Source organism: Sulfitobacter noctilucicola (assembly GCF_000622385.1).
Taxonomy (GTDB): domain Bacteria; phylum Pseudomonadota; class Alphaproteobacteria; order Rhodobacterales; family Rhodobacteraceae; genus Sulfitobacter; species Sulfitobacter noctilucicola.
Genome location: NZ_JASD01000005.1, coordinates 190479 through 209338 on the forward strand (window position 1 = coordinate 190479; position 18860 = coordinate 209338).

At 57.4% G+C, this 18860-nt stretch carries 17 protein-coding genes; 8 read left to right on the top strand and 9 right to left on the bottom strand.

All coding sequences use genetic code 11. The annotated features are described in order from the left end of the window. Positions 1-94: 94 nt before the first annotated feature. From ilvN to Z946_RS0102125, 4 genes are all read right to left on the bottom strand, one after another. Positions 95-655, bottom strand: a complete 561-nt coding sequence (gene ilvN, locus Z946_RS0102110) for an acetolactate synthase small subunit (RefSeq protein WP_025054095.1) — start codon at positions 653-655, stop codon at positions 95-97. A 72-nt stretch (positions 656-727) separates the two neighbouring features. Further along, complete coding sequence (locus Z946_RS0102115; RefSeq protein WP_025054096.1) at positions 728-2482, bottom strand: acetolactate synthase 3 large subunit; 1755 nt, start codon at positions 2480-2482, stop codon at positions 728-730. A gap of 456 nt (positions 2483-2938) precedes the next feature. Continuing rightward, positions 2939-3583, bottom strand: coding sequence for a response regulator transcription factor (locus Z946_RS0102120; RefSeq protein ID WP_025054097.1), 645 nt, complete (start codon positions 3581-3583; stop codon positions 2939-2941). Beyond that, positions 3580-5019, bottom strand: a complete 1440-nt coding sequence (locus tag Z946_RS0102125) for a cache domain-containing protein (RefSeq protein WP_025054098.1) — start codon at positions 5017-5019, stop codon at positions 3580-3582. The genes Z946_RS0102120 and Z946_RS0102125 overlap by 4 nt, the downstream gene beginning before the upstream one ends. Before the next feature lie 252 nt (positions 5020-5271). Between Z946_RS0102125 and Z946_RS0102130 the strand changes: the two genes are divergently transcribed. The 3 genes from Z946_RS0102130 to Z946_RS0102140 all read left to right on the top strand — a co-directional run bounded on the left by Z946_RS0102130 (position 5272) and on the right by Z946_RS0102140 (position 9816). Further along, positions 5272-6360 (top strand): TRAP transporter substrate-binding protein, encoded by a 1089-nt coding sequence (locus Z946_RS0102130; RefSeq protein ID WP_025054099.1) that lies wholly within the window; start codon positions 5272-5274, stop codon positions 6358-6360. Between the two features lie 133 nt (positions 6361-6493). Next, positions 6494-7462: a TRAP transporter small permease subunit gene (locus tag Z946_RS0102135; protein ID WP_025054100.1), complete on the top strand. Its 969-nt coding sequence runs from the start codon at positions 6494-6496 to the stop codon at positions 7460-7462. Next, positions 7462-9816 carry a TRAP transporter large permease subunit gene (locus Z946_RS0102140; protein WP_025054101.1) on the top strand — a complete coding sequence of 785 codons (2355 nt, stop codon included), beginning with the start codon at positions 7462-7464 and terminating at the stop codon, positions 9814-9816. Before Z946_RS0102135 ends, Z946_RS0102140 begins: the two co-directional genes overlap by 1 nt. 152 nt (positions 9817-9968) lie before the next feature. On the opposite strand, the gene Z946_RS0102145 is transcribed toward Z946_RS0102140, so the two are convergent. The 4 genes from Z946_RS0102145 to Z946_RS0102160 form a co-directional block, all read right to left on the bottom strand. Continuing rightward, positions 9969-10790, bottom strand: coding sequence for an arginyltransferase (locus Z946_RS0102145; protein WP_025054102.1), 822 nt, complete (start codon positions 10788-10790; stop codon positions 9969-9971). A gap of 102 nt (positions 10791-10892) precedes the next feature. Then, positions 10893-11318, bottom strand: coding sequence for an RDD family protein (locus Z946_RS0102150; RefSeq protein ID WP_025054103.1), 426 nt, complete (start codon positions 11316-11318; stop codon positions 10893-10895). 77 nt (positions 11319-11395) lie between these two features. Continuing rightward, positions 11396-11806, bottom strand: coding sequence for a DUF2852 domain-containing protein (locus tag Z946_RS0102155; protein ID WP_025054104.1), 411 nt, complete (start codon positions 11804-11806; stop codon positions 11396-11398). A 145-nt stretch (positions 11807-11951) separates the two neighbouring features. Further along, positions 11952-12419, bottom strand: coding sequence for a YbaK/EbsC family protein (locus tag Z946_RS0102160; protein ID WP_025054105.1), 468 nt, complete (start codon positions 12417-12419; stop codon positions 11952-11954). Between the two features lie 28 nt (positions 12420-12447). Here Z946_RS0102160 and Z946_RS0102165 point away from each other — a divergent pair, with 28 nt between their 5' ends. The 5 genes from Z946_RS0102165 (at position 12448) to Z946_RS0102185 (ending at position 18150) form a co-directional block, all read left to right on the top strand. Next, positions 12448-15240 (top strand): [protein-PII] uridylyltransferase family protein, encoded by a 2793-nt coding sequence (locus Z946_RS0102165; protein ID WP_025054106.1) that lies wholly within the window; start codon positions 12448-12450, stop codon positions 15238-15240. Then, a complete protein-coding gene (locus Z946_RS0102170; RefSeq protein ID WP_025054107.1) occupies positions 15237-15509 on the top strand; it encodes a hypothetical protein in 273 nt (90 codons plus the stop codon). The genes Z946_RS0102165 and Z946_RS0102170 overlap by 4 nt, the downstream gene beginning before the upstream one ends. A 150-nt stretch (positions 15510-15659) precedes the next feature. Further along, positions 15660-16310 (top strand): DUF6778 family protein, encoded by a 651-nt coding sequence (locus tag Z946_RS0102175; RefSeq protein ID WP_025054108.1) that lies wholly within the window; start codon positions 15660-15662, stop codon positions 16308-16310. A 59-nt stretch (positions 16311-16369) separates the two neighbouring features. Then, entirely contained in the window at positions 16370-17596 is a 1227-nt protein-coding gene (locus Z946_RS0102180; RefSeq protein ID WP_025054109.1) for an RSP_2647 family RNA methyltransferase, read from the top strand. Continuing rightward, positions 17596-18150 (top strand): RSP_2648 family PIN domain-containing protein, encoded by a 555-nt coding sequence (locus Z946_RS0102185; RefSeq protein WP_025054110.1) that lies wholly within the window; start codon positions 17596-17598, stop codon positions 18148-18150. The genes Z946_RS0102180 and Z946_RS0102185 overlap by 1 nt, the downstream gene beginning before the upstream one ends. Here the strand turns inward: Z946_RS0102185 and Z946_RS0102190 are convergent. Continuing rightward, on the bottom strand, positions 18147-18836 hold the full coding sequence (locus Z946_RS0102190) for a M48 family metalloprotease (RefSeq protein WP_025054111.1): 690 nt from the start codon (positions 18834-18836) through the stop codon (positions 18147-18149). The two genes, Z946_RS0102185 and Z946_RS0102190, sit on opposite strands and share 4 nt — an antisense overlap. Between the last annotated feature and the right edge of the window lie 24 nt (positions 18837-18860).

Genomic DNA, 18860 nt, shown 5'->3' on the forward strand with positions numbered 1-18860 from the left:
AACGGTTAATCCCGCGCACAGTTTGTTCAATGTAAACGGGCGGCCCCATAAAAGTACGCCCGCATTTGTTTTCAGATGATGTATGGGGCTTGCGTCAGTCGCCGCGCGACAGTGCAGCCACACCTGTGCGCGCCACTTCCGTCAGCCCCAAAGGCCGCATCAGATCAGCAAATGCATCGATCTTTTCGGGCGCACCTGTGATCTCGAACACGAAGCTTTCCAAAGTGCTGTCGACCACATTCGCGCGGAAGATATCGGCAAGACGTAGGGCTTCAACGCGGTGATCGCCTTTGCCTGCGACCTTGAACATCGCCAGTTCGCGCTCGACGCTTTTGCCTTCAACCGTCAGGTCATGCACATCATGGACTGACACAATTCTTCCCAACTGCGCTTTGATCTGTTCAATCACCTGAGGCGTGCCGGAGGTGACAATGGTGATCCGGCTCAGATGTCCTGTATGATCGACTTCGGCGACCGTCAGGCTGTCGATGTTGTACCCGCGACCGGAAAACAATCCGATGACACGGGCCAGTACGCCGGGTTCGTTTTCGACCAACACAGCAAGGGTGTGACGCTCAACCACATCAGAGAAGTTGGGTCGTAGGTTGTAGGCGGAGTGGCTGGAAGAGCCTTTTTTTAGTTTTAGAGCTGACATTTTGTTCGTCCTTTAAAGAGGGGGCTCCGGGGCTTGCGAAAAGCCCCGGTGAATTTCGCGTATGAAATTCCGCTAGACCAGCACCGCGCCGTCCTTGTCGATCGCCATCTGTGTATCCACATCTTCACCCATAATCATCTCGTTATGGGCTTTGCCTGACGGGATCATCGGGAAGCAGTTCTCGTGCTTCTCCACCAGACAATCGAAGATAACCGGACCGTCGTGGTTCAGCATCTCCATGATCGCATCATCAAGATCATCAGGGTCCGAACACAAGATACCCTTGGCACCAAAGGCTTCGGCCAATTTCACAAAGTCAGGCAGGGCTTCCGACCAGCTTTGGGAGTACCGCTCGCCGTGAAGAAGCTCCTGCCACTGGCGCACCATGCCAAGGCGCTCATTGTTCAGAATGAATTGCTTGACGGGCAGGCGGTATTGGACGGCTGTGCCCATCTCCTGCATGTTCATCAGCCATGACGCTTCACCAGCTACGTTAATCACGGTCGCTTCGGGGTGCGCCATCTGCACACCGATGGAGGCCGGAAATCCATATCCCATTGTTCCCAGGCCACCGGATGTCATCCAACGGTTCGGGTCCTCGAAACCCAGATACTGCGCAGCCCACATCTGGTGCTGTCCGACTTCGGTACAGATATAGCGATCATGGTCCTTGGTCAGCGCTTCAAGACGAGACAAAGCATACTGCGGCTTCATCGTCTTGCCTTTTTGCGTGAACTTCAGACAATCTACAGCGCGCCATTCTTCAATCTGCTTCCACCATTTGGCCACAGCTTCGGAGTTGGTCTTGCGGCCCCGCGCTTTCCAGATCTTCAACAGATCTTCCAACACATGGCCAACGTCACCCATGATCGGGATATCAACACGGATCACCTTGTTGATGGAGGACGGATCAATATCGATGTGGGCTTTTTTGGACTTCGGGCTGAACAGATCGACAACGCCGGTGATGCGGTCATCAAAGCGCGCGCCGATGTTGATCATCAGATCGCAGTCGTGCATCGCCATGTTGGCCTCATACAGACCATGCATCCCCAGCATGCCGAGCCATTTATCACCCGACGCAGGATAACAGCCAAGCCCCATCAGCGTGGAGGTGATCGGGAATCCCGTAGCTTCCACCAACTCGCGGAGCAGTTGTGACGCAGCAGGGCCGGAATTGATTACGCCGCCACCTGTATAGAAGACCGGGCGCTTGGCCTTTTCGATTGCGGCGACCAGTTCGGTGATTTCTTCCAGATCGCCTTTCAGCTGTGGTTGGTAATGGGAGGTGGAGGGTGCCTTGGGCGTATAGGTGCCGGTCGCAAACTGCACGTCCTTGGGGATGTCCACAAGAACAGGGCCGGGGCGGCCGGAGGTCGCGACATGGAACGCCTCATGGATCACACCCGAAAGCTTGTCTGTCTCTTTTACAAGCCAATTGTGCTTGGTGCAGGGGCGGGTGATGCCAACGGTATCGGCTTCCTGAAACGCGTCAGAGCCGATCATGAACGTCGGGACCTGACCGGTCAGAACAATGATCGGAATGGAATCCAACAATGCATCCGTCAGACCCGTTACGGCATTTGTCGCACCGGGGCCGGACGTCACAAGAACAACGCCGGGCTTGCCCGTTGACCGCGCATAGCCTTCGGCAGCGTGGACGGCGCCTTGCTCGTGGCGCACAAGGATGTGCTTGATCGCATTCTGCTGGAACACTTCATCATAGATCGGCAGGACAGCGCCGCCGGGATATCCGAAGACGGTATCCACACCCTGATCGATCAGGGCTTGGACGATCATTTTGGCTCCGGTCATTTTGCGTGTCATGGTCTTGCTCCGTTGTGGGCGGTCATTTGCGTTGCGCATAAAAAAGCCCCCGAGTGTGTCGGGGGCGCATGGGTCGAATTATGGTGTACCGTTACCGGCCCATGCGCGTGTGTCCTACGATGACGACTAGTTCAGTCATGCCCAAAGGCTCCTTAATGCGTCCGGGGACATTATGAGGGGTTCTTGGGGGCGTCAACCTCGAAAAGGCAGGAAAAATGTCGCGAGATGGTGTTTTTGAGACATTTTATTTCGTTCGATTTGTTTCTCGCGACATAAAGCGGAAATCTATGCTGGTTTTATCGGTCTGTACCCCCAATTTTTCTTCGAAATAGTTGATGGCAACTGATGTCAGGTGTCTCGGTGGGGGAAGCCCGAAAGGGGACCCGCCACATTAGGACAAGCAAAGGCAATGGAATGGTTGAGAATATCAGCGCTTCGCGTCACTTGCCCGTCTGCTTACAGTCGGGCGCCTGTACCCTGCAGCACGCCATGCTCCATCGCGTAGCGTGTCAGACCGGCGGTGCTGGAAATGCCCAGCTTACGCTTGATATTTTTGCGGTGGGTTTCCACCGTGCGCACAGAGATATCCAGCGCACCTGCCACCTGCTTGTTGGATTTACCCTGTGCCAGCTGCAGCAGGATCGTCTGCTCGCGCTCGGTCAACGCCTCGCGTGCGCCGTTGGCTTTGGGGGCGATCGATCCCTGCGCACCGGTGCATAGGTACTTTTCACCATCCATCACAACGTCAATTGCCTGTTTGATTTCGTCGGTCGGCACGTCTTTCAGCAGATAGCCCACAGCGCCATGGCTCAAGGCAGAGGCGATGTATTCGGGGTTGTCGTGCATGGTAAGGATGACCACCCGTGTTCCGGGGCGACGTTCCAGCACGATCTCGGTGGCGCTTAGCCCGCCGATATCAGGCATGTTCAAATCCATCAGAATGACATCGGGGTTCAGTTTATCCAGCTGGTCGATCACTTCGCGGCCGGTGCTGAGCGTGCCGATCACATCAATATCGTCATAGCTTTCGAGGATAGACTGGATGCCCTCGGCCACCATGGGGTGATCGTCGACAATCAATACGCGCACGAGAGAAGTCATTGGGCCGCAACCTTGGGATGTTCTGTGTCTTCTGGCGGCAGCATATGGCTCAACGGCACCGTGGCTTCAATAGTGGTGCCCTGATGCTTGTGTTTTATTCCGGTTTTGTTGGTCGAAATGACCAGCCTGCCGCCCAGTTGCTCCATCCGTTCCTGCATATTGCGCAGGCCAAGCCCCGATGTGGCCGCAGAGCGTCCCGCGCCGATGCCGCGCCCGTTGTCACGGATCAGTAAGGTCGCGCCGCGCCGGTGTCCGCGCAGGGCAATCTCGATACGGTCGGCGCCTGCATGGCGCTCAACGTTGGTCAGTGCTTCCTGAGCGATCCGGTAGAGAGCGATCTTTGCTTCTTCATCAAGCCGGTTGCGAAAAACGACCGTTTCAAAAACGCAGATAATGCCGGTGCGGGCCTGAAAGTCATCGGCCAACGTCTTGATTGCGGGACCAAGACCAAGGTCGTCCAAAACACCCGGTCGCAAGTCGCGGCTGATGCGGCGGACTTCGATGATCGCGTCACCAAGGCTGTCGATACCCTTCGCCAGCGGTTCTGCTGCACGTTCGTCGCCGCGTTCCAACCTGCGCCGCGCATTGTCGAGCGCATAACGTACACCAACCAAGATCTGGCTGATCCCGTCGTGCAATTCCCGCGCTACTCGTCCGCGTTCTTCTTCCTGCGCGTCAAACACCCGTTCGGTCAGCTTCTTCAGTTTGGCATCCGCGAGGCGTCTTTCCCGCAGGTTCACGCCCATGCCAGTGCCGAAGACGACCAGCAAAGCAGTGAGCGTAATCGCCCCGATGTAGACAAAAGTCCGCTGTACCCGCTGTTCGACGTCAGCGCGTGCTGTTGCTACCGACGCTAGTACATCGTCGATAAACACACCTGTTCCCACGGCCCACTGCCAGGAGGGAAATGATGTCACATACGTAATCATCCGCGCTTCCTCGCCTGTGGACGGCTTGGGCCAAAGATAGCTGTGATATCCCGCGCCATCACGCGCGATGCGGATAAGCGTGTCGACCACAGGCGTGCCGGCACTGTCGGTCAATCCGGCCCAATTCTGATTGATCCGCTCGGTCTGGCGCGGGCTGACCAACTGCGTGCCATCGTAATCGTAGACAAAGAACTGTCCTTCATCGCCATAGATCATCGCGGATAAGATCTGTGCGACACGCTCTTTGGCTTCTTCATCGTCGGGGGCGGCATTGCCGTAGATGAAATAGAACCCATTGCGCGCCTGCGTCACATAATTGCGAAGCTCCGCTTTCTTGGCCTCGATCAATTGTGTTTCCAGCGTGCTGATCTCGCGCTCTGCCAGGGCGCGGGCCTGAAGCGCCACGAGCGTCGCAATGGCGGCCACGGCCAGGGTAAGCGGGATCGCGGCGAGCAGCGTTAGCTTTTGCGCATAGGTAAAGACAAAGGAAGGCAGCAAGCGGCGCATGGATGATTCGATACGATGTTTCCTGCGCAATGCAAAGGGCAGGGCGGCGTGTGAGCGTTAACAGAGTGCACCCTGAGGCATCACAGCGCTCAAATTCCGCAGAAAAACAACAAGATCGCCCGCTTCTGCGGCGCTTCTACGTAGTACTAGGTATTTCCCTTTCTGTCGCCGTCGCTAATGTACGCACACTTGAAACGACCTGCAGCCGTGACAGAACGGCATGTGGGCATCCTACTCGGGAGGAGTAACCTTATGGATCGTCGTTCATTTCTGAAGACATCTGCGCTTGGTGGTTCAGCCGCTGCAGCAACAACACTCGCGGCACCTGCTTATGCGCAGGGCAAGCGTACACTGACTATGGTCACATCATGGCCGCGCGGATTTGCCGTGCTGGACGATGCGGCATCCTATCTGAACACAATGGTCAACGAGATGTCTGACGGCACGCTGACCATCGACAAGAAAGCCCCCGGCGAACTGGTTGGCGCTTTTGAAGTGTTTGACGCGGTATCATCCGGTCAGGCCGATATGTACCACTCTGCTGATTACTATTTCATCGGTCAGCACCCTGCATATGCGTATTACACAGCCGTTCCATTCGGCGGTACAGCGCAAGAGCTGACAAACTGGTACTACCACGGTGGCGGCCACGACCTGCACAACGAACTGGGCGAGATCTTCAACCTGAAGTCCTTCCAGGCGGGTAACTCCGGTTCACAGTCCGGTGGCTGGTTCCGTAAAGAAATCAACTCCGCTGCCGACTTCAACGGTCTGAAGTTCCGCATGCCGGGCCTTGGCGGCAAGGTTCTGGGTAAACTGGGCGCATCTGTTCAGAACATCCCGGGTGGTGAGCTGTATCAGGCGCTTTCTTCCGGTGCTCTGGACGGTCTTGAGTGGGTTGGCCCGTTCGCGGACGAACGCGCCGGTTTCCAGGAAGTTGCGAAAGTGTACTACACTGCGGGCTTCCACGAGCCAGGCTCCGGTCTGTCAGCGGCTGTCAACCTCGACGTCTTTAACGAGCTGTCACCAGCGCACCAGAAGATCATCACATACGCAACAATGGCGACAACACACCTGCAGCTGGCTGAAACGCTGGCAAACAACGGTGCCGCACTGGCGCGCCTGCAGCAGCAGGGTGTGAAAACCATGCAGTTCTCTGACGATGTCTGGGATGCATTCGGTAAAGCCTCTTCCGAAGTCATGGACGAAAACATGGGCGACGAGCTGTTTGCGAAAACACGTGAGAGCTTTGAAGCGTCTCTGACGTCTTCCGCGGAATGGCTGTCCAAGTCCGACGCCTTCTACGTAGAACAGCGTGAGCGCGTACGTAACGCAGGCTAATCGCTTGATCTAATATGCTTGGGGGCCGTAGTTCGATACTGCGGCCCTTGATGCACATCAACGACAGGTGACACATCACCTGACAAGCACGAGACAGGGACAACCCTGCGTGCAATCCGGGGAGGGGACATCAATGGCAGATGACGTGGTATGTTCGGGATTTTTCCGTGCAGCTGAGGGCGAGAAACTCAGCTGTCTTGATAAATTCCAAGATAGCGGAATGATCCAGTTTATTCTGGGTAATTTTCTGGAAGCCTTTTACAACTTTTTTGCGGCCCTGTTTCAGCCGATGCTTTGGCTGAATTGGACCGATCCCCAGGCAATGATGCGGTTTATCTATTATGGCGCATCGGTTGAGTTCTTCTTTGTCTGTGCGCTTGCACTTATCGCTTTGACTGTCCTCGGGATGTTCCGCCGCAGTATCATGTGGGCCGTCGTGCGGGGGCTGGAGTGGTTCGGGAACGGTGTGGGGCGTCTGTTTGCCTGGGCAGGATTGATCATGGTGATCCAGCAGATCATCATCGTTTTCATGCAGCGGATCTTCACACGGCCAGACATCTCTGTCGGCTTCGGTATTCCGCTGCAGTTCGACATTTCATGGTTTGCCGAAGAATTGAAGCTTTTCAATGCGTTGGTGGTCTGTCTTTGCGTAAGCTATACATTTATCCAAGGCGGCCACGTGCGGGTTGACTTGTTCTATGCGGGCGCGAAATTCCGCACCAAGAAGATCGTCGATATGTTTGGCGCTCTGTTCTTCATGATCCCTTTCGCTGTCGTTACATGGCTTTACGGCTGGTTCTTCATGTGGCGTCACCTTGTCACGCCGAACCCCTCCGCCTCCGACAGTCTTGAGCTGTTGTTGCGCAAGGCGCGGGTGCTGAAATGGAACGTAGAAACCATCGGTTTCTCACCAAACGGGTTCAACGGATACTTCATCTTCAAGGTGTTGCTGTGCCTGTTCTGCGTCATGGTGATCCTGCAGGCGATTGCCATCTTCTACCGCAGCTGGTGCGAATTGATGGAAGGCGAAGAAGCCGCCGATAGATACCTCGACAGGGATACGCTTGGCGAAGGGGAAGAAGCCTACGAGGGGACACACTGATGTTTTTTGGATTGGACGGGGTCGAAGTCGGCCTGATTATTGTGTTCGTCTGCCTTTTCGGCGGCATTTTGTCGGGCTTTCCCGTGGCGTTTGCCATTGGCGGGGCCGGTATCATCTCATTCGGTATCATTGCCGCAATGGACAGTGCTGGTTTGCTGATCCACCAGGCTATCGACACCTCTTCTGACGCCTATCGCGCGTTGGTCAATTCCGGCGTCAAGGAGGATACGGTATCGCTCTTCCGGTATCCGGACCTGCCGCGCATCGCGGAGCCTGTATTCCCGTCAGGTTGGGAAGTGGCGCTCGACCGCAATGTATCCTTTATCGTGAACCGCATGAACGAACGTGTTCTGGCAGGCCAGTCGATCGAGACGCTGCTGGCGGTTCTCATGTTCGTCCTGATGGGCATTACGCTTGAGCGCTCCAAGATTGCCAATGATCTGCTGACCAGTATGGCCAAGGTATTCGGCCCGCTGCCCGGTGGTCTGGCCGTTTCCGTTGTTGTTGTAGGGGCATTCCTTGCCGCATCCACAGGGATCGTGGGCGCAACTGTTGTCACCATGGGTCTGCTCGCCCTGCCGACAATGCTGCGCAACAACTACTCACCCGAGCTCGCCACCGGTGTCATTGCGGCATCAGGCACATTGGGGCAGATCATTCCGCCCTCAATCGTGATCGTTCTGCTCGGCACGCTTGCGGGTGATCTCTATTCCTCTGCGCAGGAAGCGCGTGCGCAGCTTGCCGGATGTACGGATGCTTTGACTCTGCTGGGAGAGCCTGCGGTTGTTTCGGTCGGCACCCTGTTTCAGGCGGCATTGTTGCCCGGTATTATGCTGGCGCTTCTCTATGCGCTCTACGCTCTGGGCTATGCCTTGTTCCGCCCGGAAAAAGCCCCGCCTGTTGAAATGGGCTCGACCAACTCAGAGCCGGTCACACGTGGCGAAGCCTTTACCTGGTTCCTTGGCGCGCCAATCCTGCTGGTTGTCGGTACCATTTTCCTTGGCAACATGGGTGTTGTCGGCAGTCAGTCGACCACGATTTCCAGTTTCTCTGACATCGGTGAAGCCGCCAGCCTGCGCACCAATGTAGGGGACGAATGCAAAGCGTCTATGATTGATTTGCACGGGCAGGAAGCATGGGACCGTGCCTTGGCCGAACAACAGGTGATCGATGATGCAGGCGGTCTGGCCCAGTCCGAAAAGCTGAGCGAGGACGATTTTGCCGCCAAGCAGGCCGCCAAGATCGACGCTGCTGCGCCAATCGGAACGGGCATCGCGATCCTTCTGGTTCTCCTGGGGCTTTTCCTGACAACAGCGCGCGGTGTCTCTCCGTCTTCGGATGCGCGGCCGCTTGTGATCGGTGCCTTGGGTGCGGTGCTGGCTGTGCTGGTCGATATTCTCCTGCTCGGGCCGACCACCTCTGCCGGGGCGACAGTATTGCTGATGGCGATCCCCTTTGCCTTGCTTCTCTACGGTGTGGTGTACGCGACCAAAATTTGTGCAGGTAACGAACTGATCCGCGTGGTTTTCCCGCCGCTGATGCTGATCGTTGCTGTGCTTGGCTCGATCCTTGGCGGTATCACCAACCCGACACCAGCGGCAGCGTTGGGGGCAGGTGGCGCCATCATGCTGGCAGCTTACCGCAAACTGAAAGACGAGGACCGCTCACCCAGAGTGATCATCTGGTCGACGCTGGCGATTATCATCTGCATCCTTGTGGGCGTGAACTTTGATCTTCGGATCAATCAGGATGGCGTCAGTGCAGAAAGCTGGATTGCCTTCTTTGTCGCATACGGCGCGTATCTCTATGCGGTCTTCGGTCTGCTGTTCTCGTGCTGGATCCTTTACACATCCGGCGTCTTGACACCGGTGGTGCGTGAAACGGCCAAAGTGACCTCGATGGTCTTTACCATCCTGATCGGCTCACAGCTCTTGAACCTTGTGGTGATCAGTTTTGGTGGTGAACACTATATCCAGCAGTTTTTGAAATCCTTCGATAACGAACTGACAGTCTTCTTGTTGGTCATGTTGGTGCTCTTTGTGCTGGGCTTCGTGCTCGACTTCCTTGAGATCATCTACATCGTGGTGCCCATCGTCGGGCCGGTGATCTATGGCGGCACGTTTGATCCAAAGTGGGTGACCATCATGATTGCCGTGAACCTGCAGACCTCCTTCCTGACACCGCCCTTCGGCTTTGCGCTTTTCTATCTGCGCGGGGTTGCACCGGCGAGCGTCACGACACAGCACATCTACCGCGGCATCGTACCATTCGTGCTCATTCAGGTCGCAGGGCTGGCGCTTTTGTGGTTCTTCCCGGCGATTGTGACCATCGTGCCGGACCTGATCCCGAACTGATCCAGTCGGGACATGAACAAAGAACAAAAGGCTGCCTTCAGGGGCAGCCTTTTTTATATGTCGACGTGAAAGGAGCAGTGACTGTGCACGCTAATTTGGCTGCGAGACGCAGCCTACACTTCACTTTGCGATTGTCAGGTGGAAAGCCGCACTTAGCGCCGCGCGCGGGCCATATCGGGCAGGGCGATGTTCGCGACCTGCTCGGCAATCGGATCATTACTCAGGGGATGCTGCTCGGGCTCGAATTGCTCGGGATCCTGCATCTTCTGCCATTTGCCGCCGATGTAGACTTCCAGCCCTGAAAACTTGGCCTTGTATCCCATCTTTTGGCTGCCGGGCACCCAATAGCCCAGATAGACATAGGGCAGGCCCGCATCTCGGGCGATCTCGATATGATCAAGGATCACGTAATTGCCCAACCCGTCACGCGGCCGGTCAGGGGTGTAGAAAGAATAGACCATACTGACACCGTCACCCAAGACATCCGTCAGGCATACGCCCAGAAGCTCGCGAGTGGTCTTGTCGGTATATTCCATAACGCGACTGCGTATCGGCGTTTCTTCGATCATCGCGGCAAATTCAAACACATCCATGTCTGCCATACCGCCGTCAGCGTGGCGGCTGTCGAGGTAGCGGCGAAACAGGTCGTACTGGTCCTCTGTGGCCCAAGGCGATGTGGCCCTGCGTTCCACGTTTTCGTTCCGGTTCATCACACGACGCTGACTGCGGCTGGGCCGGAAGGCGGAGACGTCGATACGGGCTGACAAACAGGACGCACAATCGGCACAGGATGGACGGTAGAGCACATTCTGGGAACGACGAAAGCCCTGCGCAGACAGGCTGTCATTCAGATCCTTCGCGTTCTCGCCCTGCAACGCGGTAAACAACTTCCGCTCAAGCCGGCCCTCAAGATAGGGGCAGGGCTGCGGCGCTGTTACGTAGAATTGTGGTGTTAGGGGAAGGGTGTGGCGCATGGTTTCCGTTCTCTGTCACAAAGAGTGTAGCGCTGGGTCACCATGCCGCCAAGGGATGTTTTAATAAAATCCAATCAATCTGGGATGGCATGGCCAAAGCCGTCAGAGGCGGCGGTTCATTGCGACTGTGCCAAGGATCATATCCGTCAAACCCTGCTTGCGTTCAGACGTCAGCATCAGGACAACAGAAATGAGTTGAAACAGCGGCATCGCCAGCGAAACGGAGTAACCTACCGTGTGCAGGATCGCCATGCCGCCGGACAAGGGCCGGTCATCCCCCTGACGGATTTCCATCGACATCAACCGCATGCCCCATGTGGCGGACCCGCTTGCGAGTGTTGCGCAGCGGTAGATGAACCCCACGACCATCATCAGGAAGGGAAAGAAGAACAGGCCGGTGAAGACTGTGAAGGGCAGGACCATAATACAAAGCACCACAATCAACACAGTATCCAGACACCACGCCAACAGGCGCTTGGACGGGATGCCCTGATAGAAATGCGGGTCGGTTGCGGGATCGGGGGTCATATTTGGTCTCTTGTCTAAAAAGTGGGCCTTCCGACGGGTAGCCGGAAGGCAGATGGATATCTGTGCGTCGCCTGACTTTAGGCTTCAGCGGCAGTTTCGTTGCGCTTGGCGCGGTCGTCCATGAATTGGTCGAATTCAGCTTTGTCTTTTGCTTCGCGCAGACGCTCAAGGAATGCTTCGAAGTTGGACTGTTCATCCTCCAGACGGCGCAGTGTGTCGGCCTTATAGGCGTCGAACGCCGAGTTGCCGGTGCTGCGGGTTGAAAGGACCGTGCGGTTCATGCGTTTTGTACAGGATTTGCCAGAAAACATGCGTTTACTCCAGATCATATATGCCAGAAGGGCGAGGCCGACGGGCCAGAAGAAGATAAAACCAAGGACCATCGCGGCGATCCATGCGCCTTTGCCTTTGTCATCCAGCCACATCTCTGTGCGGGCGAACCAGTTCGGGCGGGGGGCGTAGGTCTGGTCTGTTGTCATCGTTGTCATTGTCGAGCCTTTCTCGTGGTGCAGGCCTGACGACGGCCTCGCTGTGGGGAAAGGGTCTTATGTGAATGCCCTTTACATCAATCAAAATGGGCATTGCTTCGGGTTTCACAAGAGTAAATGTGAAAGGTTTTTACATTAATTTCGTTTATTGAGTGAAATCAGAAAGTTGCGCGCCTGAAAGCTGCAACATCTCAGCCGGTTTCATGCCGAACACATGGTGTGGTGTCCCCGCAGCGGCCCATATTTCTTCAAATCGAAGAAGTGTTTTGTCAAACCATGCGCGACAGGGCGTGATGTGCCCGACAGGAGAGACACCACCGATCGCGAACCCTGTCTGGGCCCTTATAAGAGCCGCATCCGCTTTGCCCAAGGGTTCAGCCACGAGCGTTGTTGCTTTTCCAAGATCGACCTGCCGCCCGCCTGCGGTGATGAAAAGTACGGCTTCACCGCTTTGTTCGCCGCGCAGGACGATTGATTTGGCAATTTGGTCAACGGCGCACCCCAACGCCGTTGCCGCGTCCTGTGCAGTCCGCGCCAGTGCTGTTTCTACAATGTTGACGGAATGGCCGCTGGCATCCAAGGCAGCACGTACTCGTTTCAGGCTCTTGCTCATGGGCCCACACTGGCGCAAACATCATGGCATGACAACAACCCTTGCCTCCCTCATTACCCGTGTCCCACGCCAGTTCAATTCGGACCGCGCGGCAGAAGCTGCGGCCTTGCTGCCCGCACTCGCGCCCGAAGTGCGCACATTGATCTGCAACGCGGTATCGACCGCGCCGTATCTGATGGCCCTGTTGGAAAAAGAGACAGATTGGCTGCTGCAGGCAGTAGATGATCCGGCTGCTGCTGTGCGGGATGTCATCCTCGGCGCAGGTCAACTTGGCCCGGAACAGGTGAACGACGGTCTACGGCAGGGCAAACGGCGCGTGGCGCTTATGACCGCGCTGGCTGATCTGGGCGGTGCATGGTCGTTGGAACAGGTGACGACAGCCCTGACGGAATACGCGGATGCTGCCTGTGGCGCTGCTCTGAGGGCGGGACTGGCTCCTCATCTGCGCCGTGGCAAGGTGCCAGGCATGAGCATGGATGATCTGCCGGATACTGCCGGTATGAGCGTGCTTGCCATGGGCAAGATGGGTGCCTTCGAGCTGAACTATTCCTCGGATATCGACCTCATCTGCCTGTTTGACGAAACCCGCTTTGAACCTGACGATTTCCATGACGCACGTATGGCTTTTGTCAAAGCCACCCGCAGCATGAGCGGCACGCTGAGCGATCTGACTGGCGAAGGCTATGTGTTTCGCACAGACCTGCGCCTTCGGCCCGATCCGTCGGTCACGCCCGTGTGTATGGCGATGGAGGCCGCTGAGCGGTACTACGAGAGCCTTGGCCGCACATGGGAGCGTGCAGCCTATATCAAGGCACGCGCCTGCGCGGGGGATGTGGCAGCGGGCGACCGCTTTATCAAAACACTGCGGCCGTTTGTCTGGCGCAGACATCTGGACTTTGCCGCAATTCAGGATGCGCATGACATGCGCCTGGCCATCCGTGAGCATAAAGGGCTTGGCGGGCCGATCACTTTGCCTGGTCACAACATGAAATTGGGACGCGGCGGTATTCGAGAGATCGAGTTTTTTACCCAGACGCGGCAGTTGATCGCCGGCGGGCGTGACGCTGATCTGCGTCTGCGCGGCACCTGCGAAAGCTTGGCGGTGCTGGGAGAGAAAGGCTGGGTGCCCGAGGATGTGGTCGCAACGCTGACCGATCATTACCGTGCTCACCGGACGGTTGAGCACCGATTGCAGATGGTGCGCGATGCGCAGACCCACGACCTGCCCAAATCCGATGAGGGTTTTGCCCGCCTTGCCGCTATGATGGACATGGACGAAGACGCCTTGCGTAAGGATTTGACCAAACGGTTGTCAGACGTCCACGACCTGACCGAAGGTTTCTTTGCGGCCACCCGTTCGCGGCCGGAACCTGAGGTGCAAGAGCACGCTTTTGATCAACAGGTTCTCTCGAAATGGCTGAGCTATCCTGCTTTCCGCTCTGAACGGGCGTCGGAGATTTTCGAGCGGCTGAAGCCCGATCTGCTGGCGCGACTGTCGCAGGCTGGCAAGCCGGATGAGGCATTGTTGGCCTTTGACGGTTTTCTTGCGGGCCTGCCTGCGGGCGTTCAGCTTTTCTCCCTGTTGGGGGCCAATCCTCATCTGGCTGATCTGCTCATTGATGTGGTCACAACATCGCCTGCGCTTGCGGCGCATCTGTCGCGTAATGCGGCGGTGCTTGATGCGGTCATCGGTGGCGACTTCTTTGACGACTGGCCCGGCGAGGCGGTATTGACCGACGCGCTGAGCGCGGTGCTTGAGGCAGAGCCGTCATACGAGGGGCGGTTGGACGGGACGCGCAGATGGGCGCGTGAATGGCATTTCCGCATCGGGGTTCATCTGCTGCGCGGGCTCACGGATGCGCAGGACGCTGGCGCGCAATACGCCGATCTGGCGCGTGCTGTTCTGTCCGCGCTCTGGCCTGTTGTGACTGCAGAGTTTGCGAGACGATACGGTCCCCCGCCGGGACGTGGGGCGGTCATTCTGGGTATGGGTTCGCTCGGCGCTGGACGTCTGACAGCAACCTCGGACCTTGATTTGCTGGTGATTTACGATCCGCTTGATCAGGAAGCCTCGGATGGTCCGCGGTCGCTGCCGTCGCGCACCTATTATGCACGGCTGACACAAGCGATGATCACAGCCATGACGGCACCAATGTCTCAGGGAAAACTCTATGAGATAGACATGCGCCTGCGCCCGTCCGGCAATCAGGGACCGGTTGCCACAAGCCTGGCAAGTTTCGACAGCTATCAGAAGACAAAGGCATGGGTCTGGGAACACCTTGCGTTGACCCGCGCCAAAGTGATCGCTGGCCCCGAAGAAATCCGTGCCGATGTCGATGCGCTGTGCGCCGAAATTGTAGCCCTGCCGCGAGAGAGATCAGCGATATTGCAGGACGTCGTAGAGATGCGTGTGCGTATTGCGCAGGCCAAAGCGCCGGCCGGGCCCTGGGACGCCAAGATCGGCGCAGGGCGCTTGCAGGATATTGAGCTTGCCTCGCAAGCAGCCGCGCTAATCACCGCAAAGGGCGCGCACCGGATTGCGGATGGCATCAACGCAGGCACTTCCGCCTCCCTGTGGAATGCTGCGGCGGCGCAGACCCTGACCAAGTGTTATGAAAGCTGCTGGAAGCTACAATGCGCCGCACGCCTGCTTTCTGCTGGCCCTCTGGATACCGATGCGCTGGGGCAGGCGGGGGCCGGGTTTCTCGCCCGCTCGCTTGGTTGCGACACGCTTGATGCCCTCGCGACGCAGATGGAACAGACCTATAGCGATGCAGCAGCTGTGATCAGGGGCGCACTGCCGCAGGAGGATGCGACATGATCAAAGGGGATCTTCATGACCCGAAAGGGCTCGTCTTTGAAAGTTACCGGATCGATGGCATCACGAAAGAGGAATGCCGCACCATCTTTCTGGACTGGGCGCTGAGCCTGCCGATGGAGCGTGACACCGCGACTGCGATCCGGGCGCTTTTAGCGCAGTACAAGGGACCGCACCCTGATCATCCTATGACAAAGGTTCTGGGCGAGGGATTGACCAGTATGGCTGCCCCGCGCAGGCGGGGCGGGTGGCGGTCACGTCCGCGCAACTGACACTGCTCTGCTTCGATCCTGCCGCTTTACTGACCTTCGCACATTGCCCCCGAAATGCCGCTGATTAAGCCGCAAATTGGCCTCAATCTTTAGTCAATCTACCTGCAAATCAAAAGACGGGTGCCTCGATGCGCCTGAAGCGAGGTAGAGATGAGAGTATTAAAACTGATTGCCGCCCTGACGATGGGCGTGAGTGTTGCGGCCTGTGGCGCGATGCCCGATATCGCGTCCCGCAACGCGCCCTTCGAAGCGACACAGCCATCGTCGGCACAGGACCTCAGGCCAAAAGCGCCGTTCCAGCCAACCGCGATGCTTGAGACCCAGACCCCGCTGCCCATGACGGTCAAAGCGATCAACATCAATGTCCCGGGTGCGCTTAAGGTGTCCGAAGCAAACACCTATTACCCTTCGGCTGACATCGTTTGGCGTGGCGATCCGGTGGGGAACCGCCGCACTCAGATCACGGAAATCTTCGAGACCGCCTTCAAAAGGGGCACTGTGGGAATGGATGGTAGCACCCCTGTCATCCTTGACGTCGAACTGGTGCGGTTCCATTCGGTCACGGAAAAGACCCGCTATTCCGTTGGTGGCGTGCACAACATCATGTTCAAGCTGACGGTCCGTCGTGCGTCAACTGGCGCGGCACTTGCGCCGACGCGTTTCATCGAGGCGGATTTGCCCGCTTTGGGTGGCCGTTCTGCCATGGAAGCGGACCGCAAAGGCCAGACACAGAAAGTCCGGGTAACGGATCATCTGGCACTTGTGATCCAGCAGGAACTTTCCCGCTTCGTCGCGGGCTAAGCGCCGCTTATCCACATTCAGCGCTTTCCCAAGAGGCGCGAAACGACTAAAGGGGCGCTATGACAGCGCCCCTTACTCCTTCAGAGCCCGCAAACTCCGCCGCGATGCCCACCATCCGGATGATGCCCAAAGCCAATGCACGTGCCGTCAGGCATGGCGCACCTTGGGTCTATACCAACGAACTGGTGGTGGATCGCCGGACCAAGAACCTAGCACCCGGCACCATTGCACGACTGGAGGACGCAGAGCGCCAGCCTTTGGGCGTGGTTGCCGTAAATCCCCTGTCCAAGATCATCGCACGTATGCTGGATCAGGACGCGGACGCAGTCATCGATCAGACATGGATTGAAAAGCGGATCGCCCGTGCGCTGGACTTGCGCAACCGTGCCTATGATGCGCCGTTCTACCGCCTGATCCATGCGGAAGCGGACGGATTGCCGGGCGTTGTGATCGACCGTTTTGGCGATACCTGCGTGGTGCAACCCAATGCCGCTTGGGCCGAAGTGATGATCGAGCCGCTTTGCGCCGCACTTCAGAGCGTCACCGGTGTCACCAATGTGCTCAAGAACGCAGGCGGGCGCACCCGTACGCTGGAAGGGCTGGATGATATTTCATCCGTCTTGGCAGGTCAGGCACCCGATGCACCGCTTCCTGTGCCAATGAACGGCGCCATTTACATGGCGGACCTGATGGCAGGGCAAAAGACCGGTCTGTTCTATGACCAGCGTCCAAATCACGCATTTGCTGCGGGGCTGTCTAAAGGCGCGCGCGTGCTTGATGTTTTCGCGCATGTCGGTGGCTTTTCACTCGCAGCGCTTGCCGCAGGCGCGGAGAGTGCCTTGGCAGTGGACGGCTCCGCTCCGGCGCTTGAGCTGGCGACACAAGGTGCTGATGCGATGGATATGGCAGACCGCTTTGCCACGCGTCAGGGCGATGCCTTTGACACGCTTGCCGCCTTGCGCAACGAAGGCGCACAGTTCGACGTGGTAATTTGCGATCCGCCTGCTTTTGCCCCTTCGCGTAACGCGTTGGAAGCCGGATTGCGGGCGTATGAGCGTATTGCACGGCTGGCAGCACCTCTGGTAGCGGAAAACGGCATCCTTGGCTTGTGTTCCTGCTCTCATGCGGCGGATCTTGGACAGTTCCGTACGGCGTCCAGCCGTGGCATCGGGCGGGCAGGGCGACGCGGGATCCTGTTGCACACCGGCTTTGCCGGACCGGATCACCCGCAACTGCCTCAACTGGCTGAAAGCGGATACCTGAAGTCACTGTTCTTCCGCCTCTGATGGTTTCGCGCATCCTGATTGATGCCTGCGTCCTTTATCCGACGGTGATGCGCGAAATCGTGCTGGGGGCTGCGCGCGCTGGCCTGTTCGAGCCGATCTGGTCCGAACGCATTATTGAGGAGTGGGCCCGCGCGGCGATCAAGATTGGCCCGACCGGTGAGATGCAGGCCCGCAGCGAAATTGCGCTGCTACACGCGGCATGGCCTGATGCATCGCGCCCCGCCGCGCCTCATGTGGCCCAACGCCTTTGGTTGCCCGACGAGAATGATATTCACGTTTTGGCTGTGGCAGTGGATGCGAGCGCTGATGCGATCATGACGCTGAATACAAAGGATTTTCCGCGCGGCACGCTGGCTGAAGAAGGAGTAGAGCGGATTGATCCTGACAGTCACCTTGTGTCACTTTGGATGGACCATCCTGCCGCTATTGAAGCTGCCGCAGCTGATGTGTTGCAAACCGCCCGCAGACTGTCGGGCGAAGACTGGGAAATGCGCCCGTTGCTGAAGAAAGCACGCCTGCCAAGACTGGCAAAGGCACTTCGGACGGTTGTCTAGCTATCGCTCTGCCAGCGCTGCTGGAGCTTTTGCAGCGCTGTAATCCGCTCGTCCGTTTTTGGGTGGCTCAACAACCACGCAGGGGCAGTTCCTCCGCCGGATTTCGTCAAGGCGTCGAGTTTTTTGAAAAGCGTGATCTGAGGAGCTACACCAATGCCCGCTTTAGTAAGCAAAGCGGCGGCATAGGCATCCGCTTCGTATTCGTCGCCACGTGACAACCTTGCGGCAAGCAGTGTCGTCAGCATGTTGGCAATCCAGACACCGGCAAAGGGAATAAACCGGCCCAGTACCATGGCCAACATAGTGCGGATTGCGTTCTGACCCGAGAAATCAATCATCCGGCGGCGCGAGTGACCAAGTGCTACGTGACCCAATTCATGCGCAATCACGCTGGCAATTTCTTCCGCGGATACCTCGCCTTGGGTGAATTTCCGGTAAAAGCCCCGCGTGATGAAAATGCGCCCGTCTGGTGCAGCCAACCCGTTGACGGGATCGACTTCATAAATATTCACGCGGATGCGTGGCAGATCCAGTGCTGCCGCCAGTTTGTCGCTCACCGCTTTGAGCGCCGGGTCAGCAAGTTCCGTCGACTTGGCGTCGAGTTCACGCGCCGTGCGCCAGGCGGAAAAGCGGTACATCACCAGGGCATAGCCAACGGCAAGGAGGATGGGAAAAATACGGATCATAAGTGATATATGGGGGTGCTGTGG

Bases quoted from the DNA above. Each gene is read 5' to 3' on its own strand.
- Z946_RS0102170 (WP_025054107.1), top strand. From the start codon at position 15,237: ATGATCAAAGGGGATCTTCATGACCCGAAAGGGCTCGTCTTTGAAAGT.
- Z946_RS0102165 (WP_025054106.1), top strand. From the start codon at position 12,448: ATGACAACAACCCTTGCCTCCCTCATTACCCGTGTCCCACGCCAGTTC.
- Z946_RS0102160 (WP_025054105.1), bottom strand. From the start codon at position 12,419: ATGAGCAAGAGCCTGAAACGAGTACGTGCTGCCTTGGATGCCAGCGGC.
- Z946_RS0102115 (WP_025054096.1), bottom strand. From the start codon at position 2,482: ATGACACGCAAAATGACCGGAGCCAAAATGATCGTCCAAGCCCTGATC.
- Z946_RS0102130 (WP_025054099.1), top strand. From the start codon at position 5,272: ATGGATCGTCGTTCATTTCTGAAGACATCTGCGCTTGGTGGTTCAGCC.
- Z946_RS0102140 (WP_025054101.1), top strand. From the start codon at position 7,462: ATGTTTTTTGGATTGGACGGGGTCGAAGTCGGCCTGATTATTGTGTTC.
- Z946_RS0102135 (WP_025054100.1), top strand. From the start codon at position 6,494: ATGGCAGATGACGTGGTATGTTCGGGATTTTTCCGTGCAGCTGAGGGC.
- Z946_RS0102155 (WP_025054104.1), bottom strand. From the start codon at position 11,806: ATGACAACGATGACAACAGACCAGACCTACGCCCCCCGCCCGAACTGG.
- Z946_RS0102190 (WP_025054111.1), bottom strand. From the start codon at position 18,836: ATGATCCGTATTTTTCCCATCCTCCTTGCCGTTGGCTATGCCCTGGTG.
- Z946_RS0102145 (WP_025054102.1), bottom strand. From the start codon at position 10,790: ATGCGCCACACCCTTCCCCTAACACCACAATTCTACGTAACAGCGCCG.
- Z946_RS0102180 (WP_025054109.1), top strand. From the start codon at position 16,370: ATGACAGCGCCCCTTACTCCTTCAGAGCCCGCAAACTCCGCCGCGATG.
- Z946_RS0102175 (WP_025054108.1), top strand. From the start codon at position 15,660: ATGAGAGTATTAAAACTGATTGCCGCCCTGACGATGGGCGTGAGTGTT.
- Z946_RS0102185 (WP_025054110.1), top strand. From the start codon at position 17,596: ATGGTTTCGCGCATCCTGATTGATGCCTGCGTCCTTTATCCGACGGTG.
- Z946_RS0102120 (WP_025054097.1), bottom strand. From the start codon at position 3,583: ATGACTTCTCTCGTGCGCGTATTGATTGTCGACGATCACCCCATGGTG.
- Z946_RS0102150 (WP_025054103.1), bottom strand. From the start codon at position 11,318: ATGACCCCCGATCCCGCAACCGACCCGCATTTCTATCAGGGCATCCCG.
- Z946_RS0102125 (WP_025054098.1), bottom strand. From the start codon at position 5,019: ATGCGCCGCTTGCTGCCTTCCTTTGTCTTTACCTATGCGCAAAAGCTA.
- ilvN (WP_025054095.1), bottom strand. From the start codon at position 655: ATGTCAGCTCTAAAACTAAAAAAAGGCTCTTCCAGCCACTCCGCCTAC.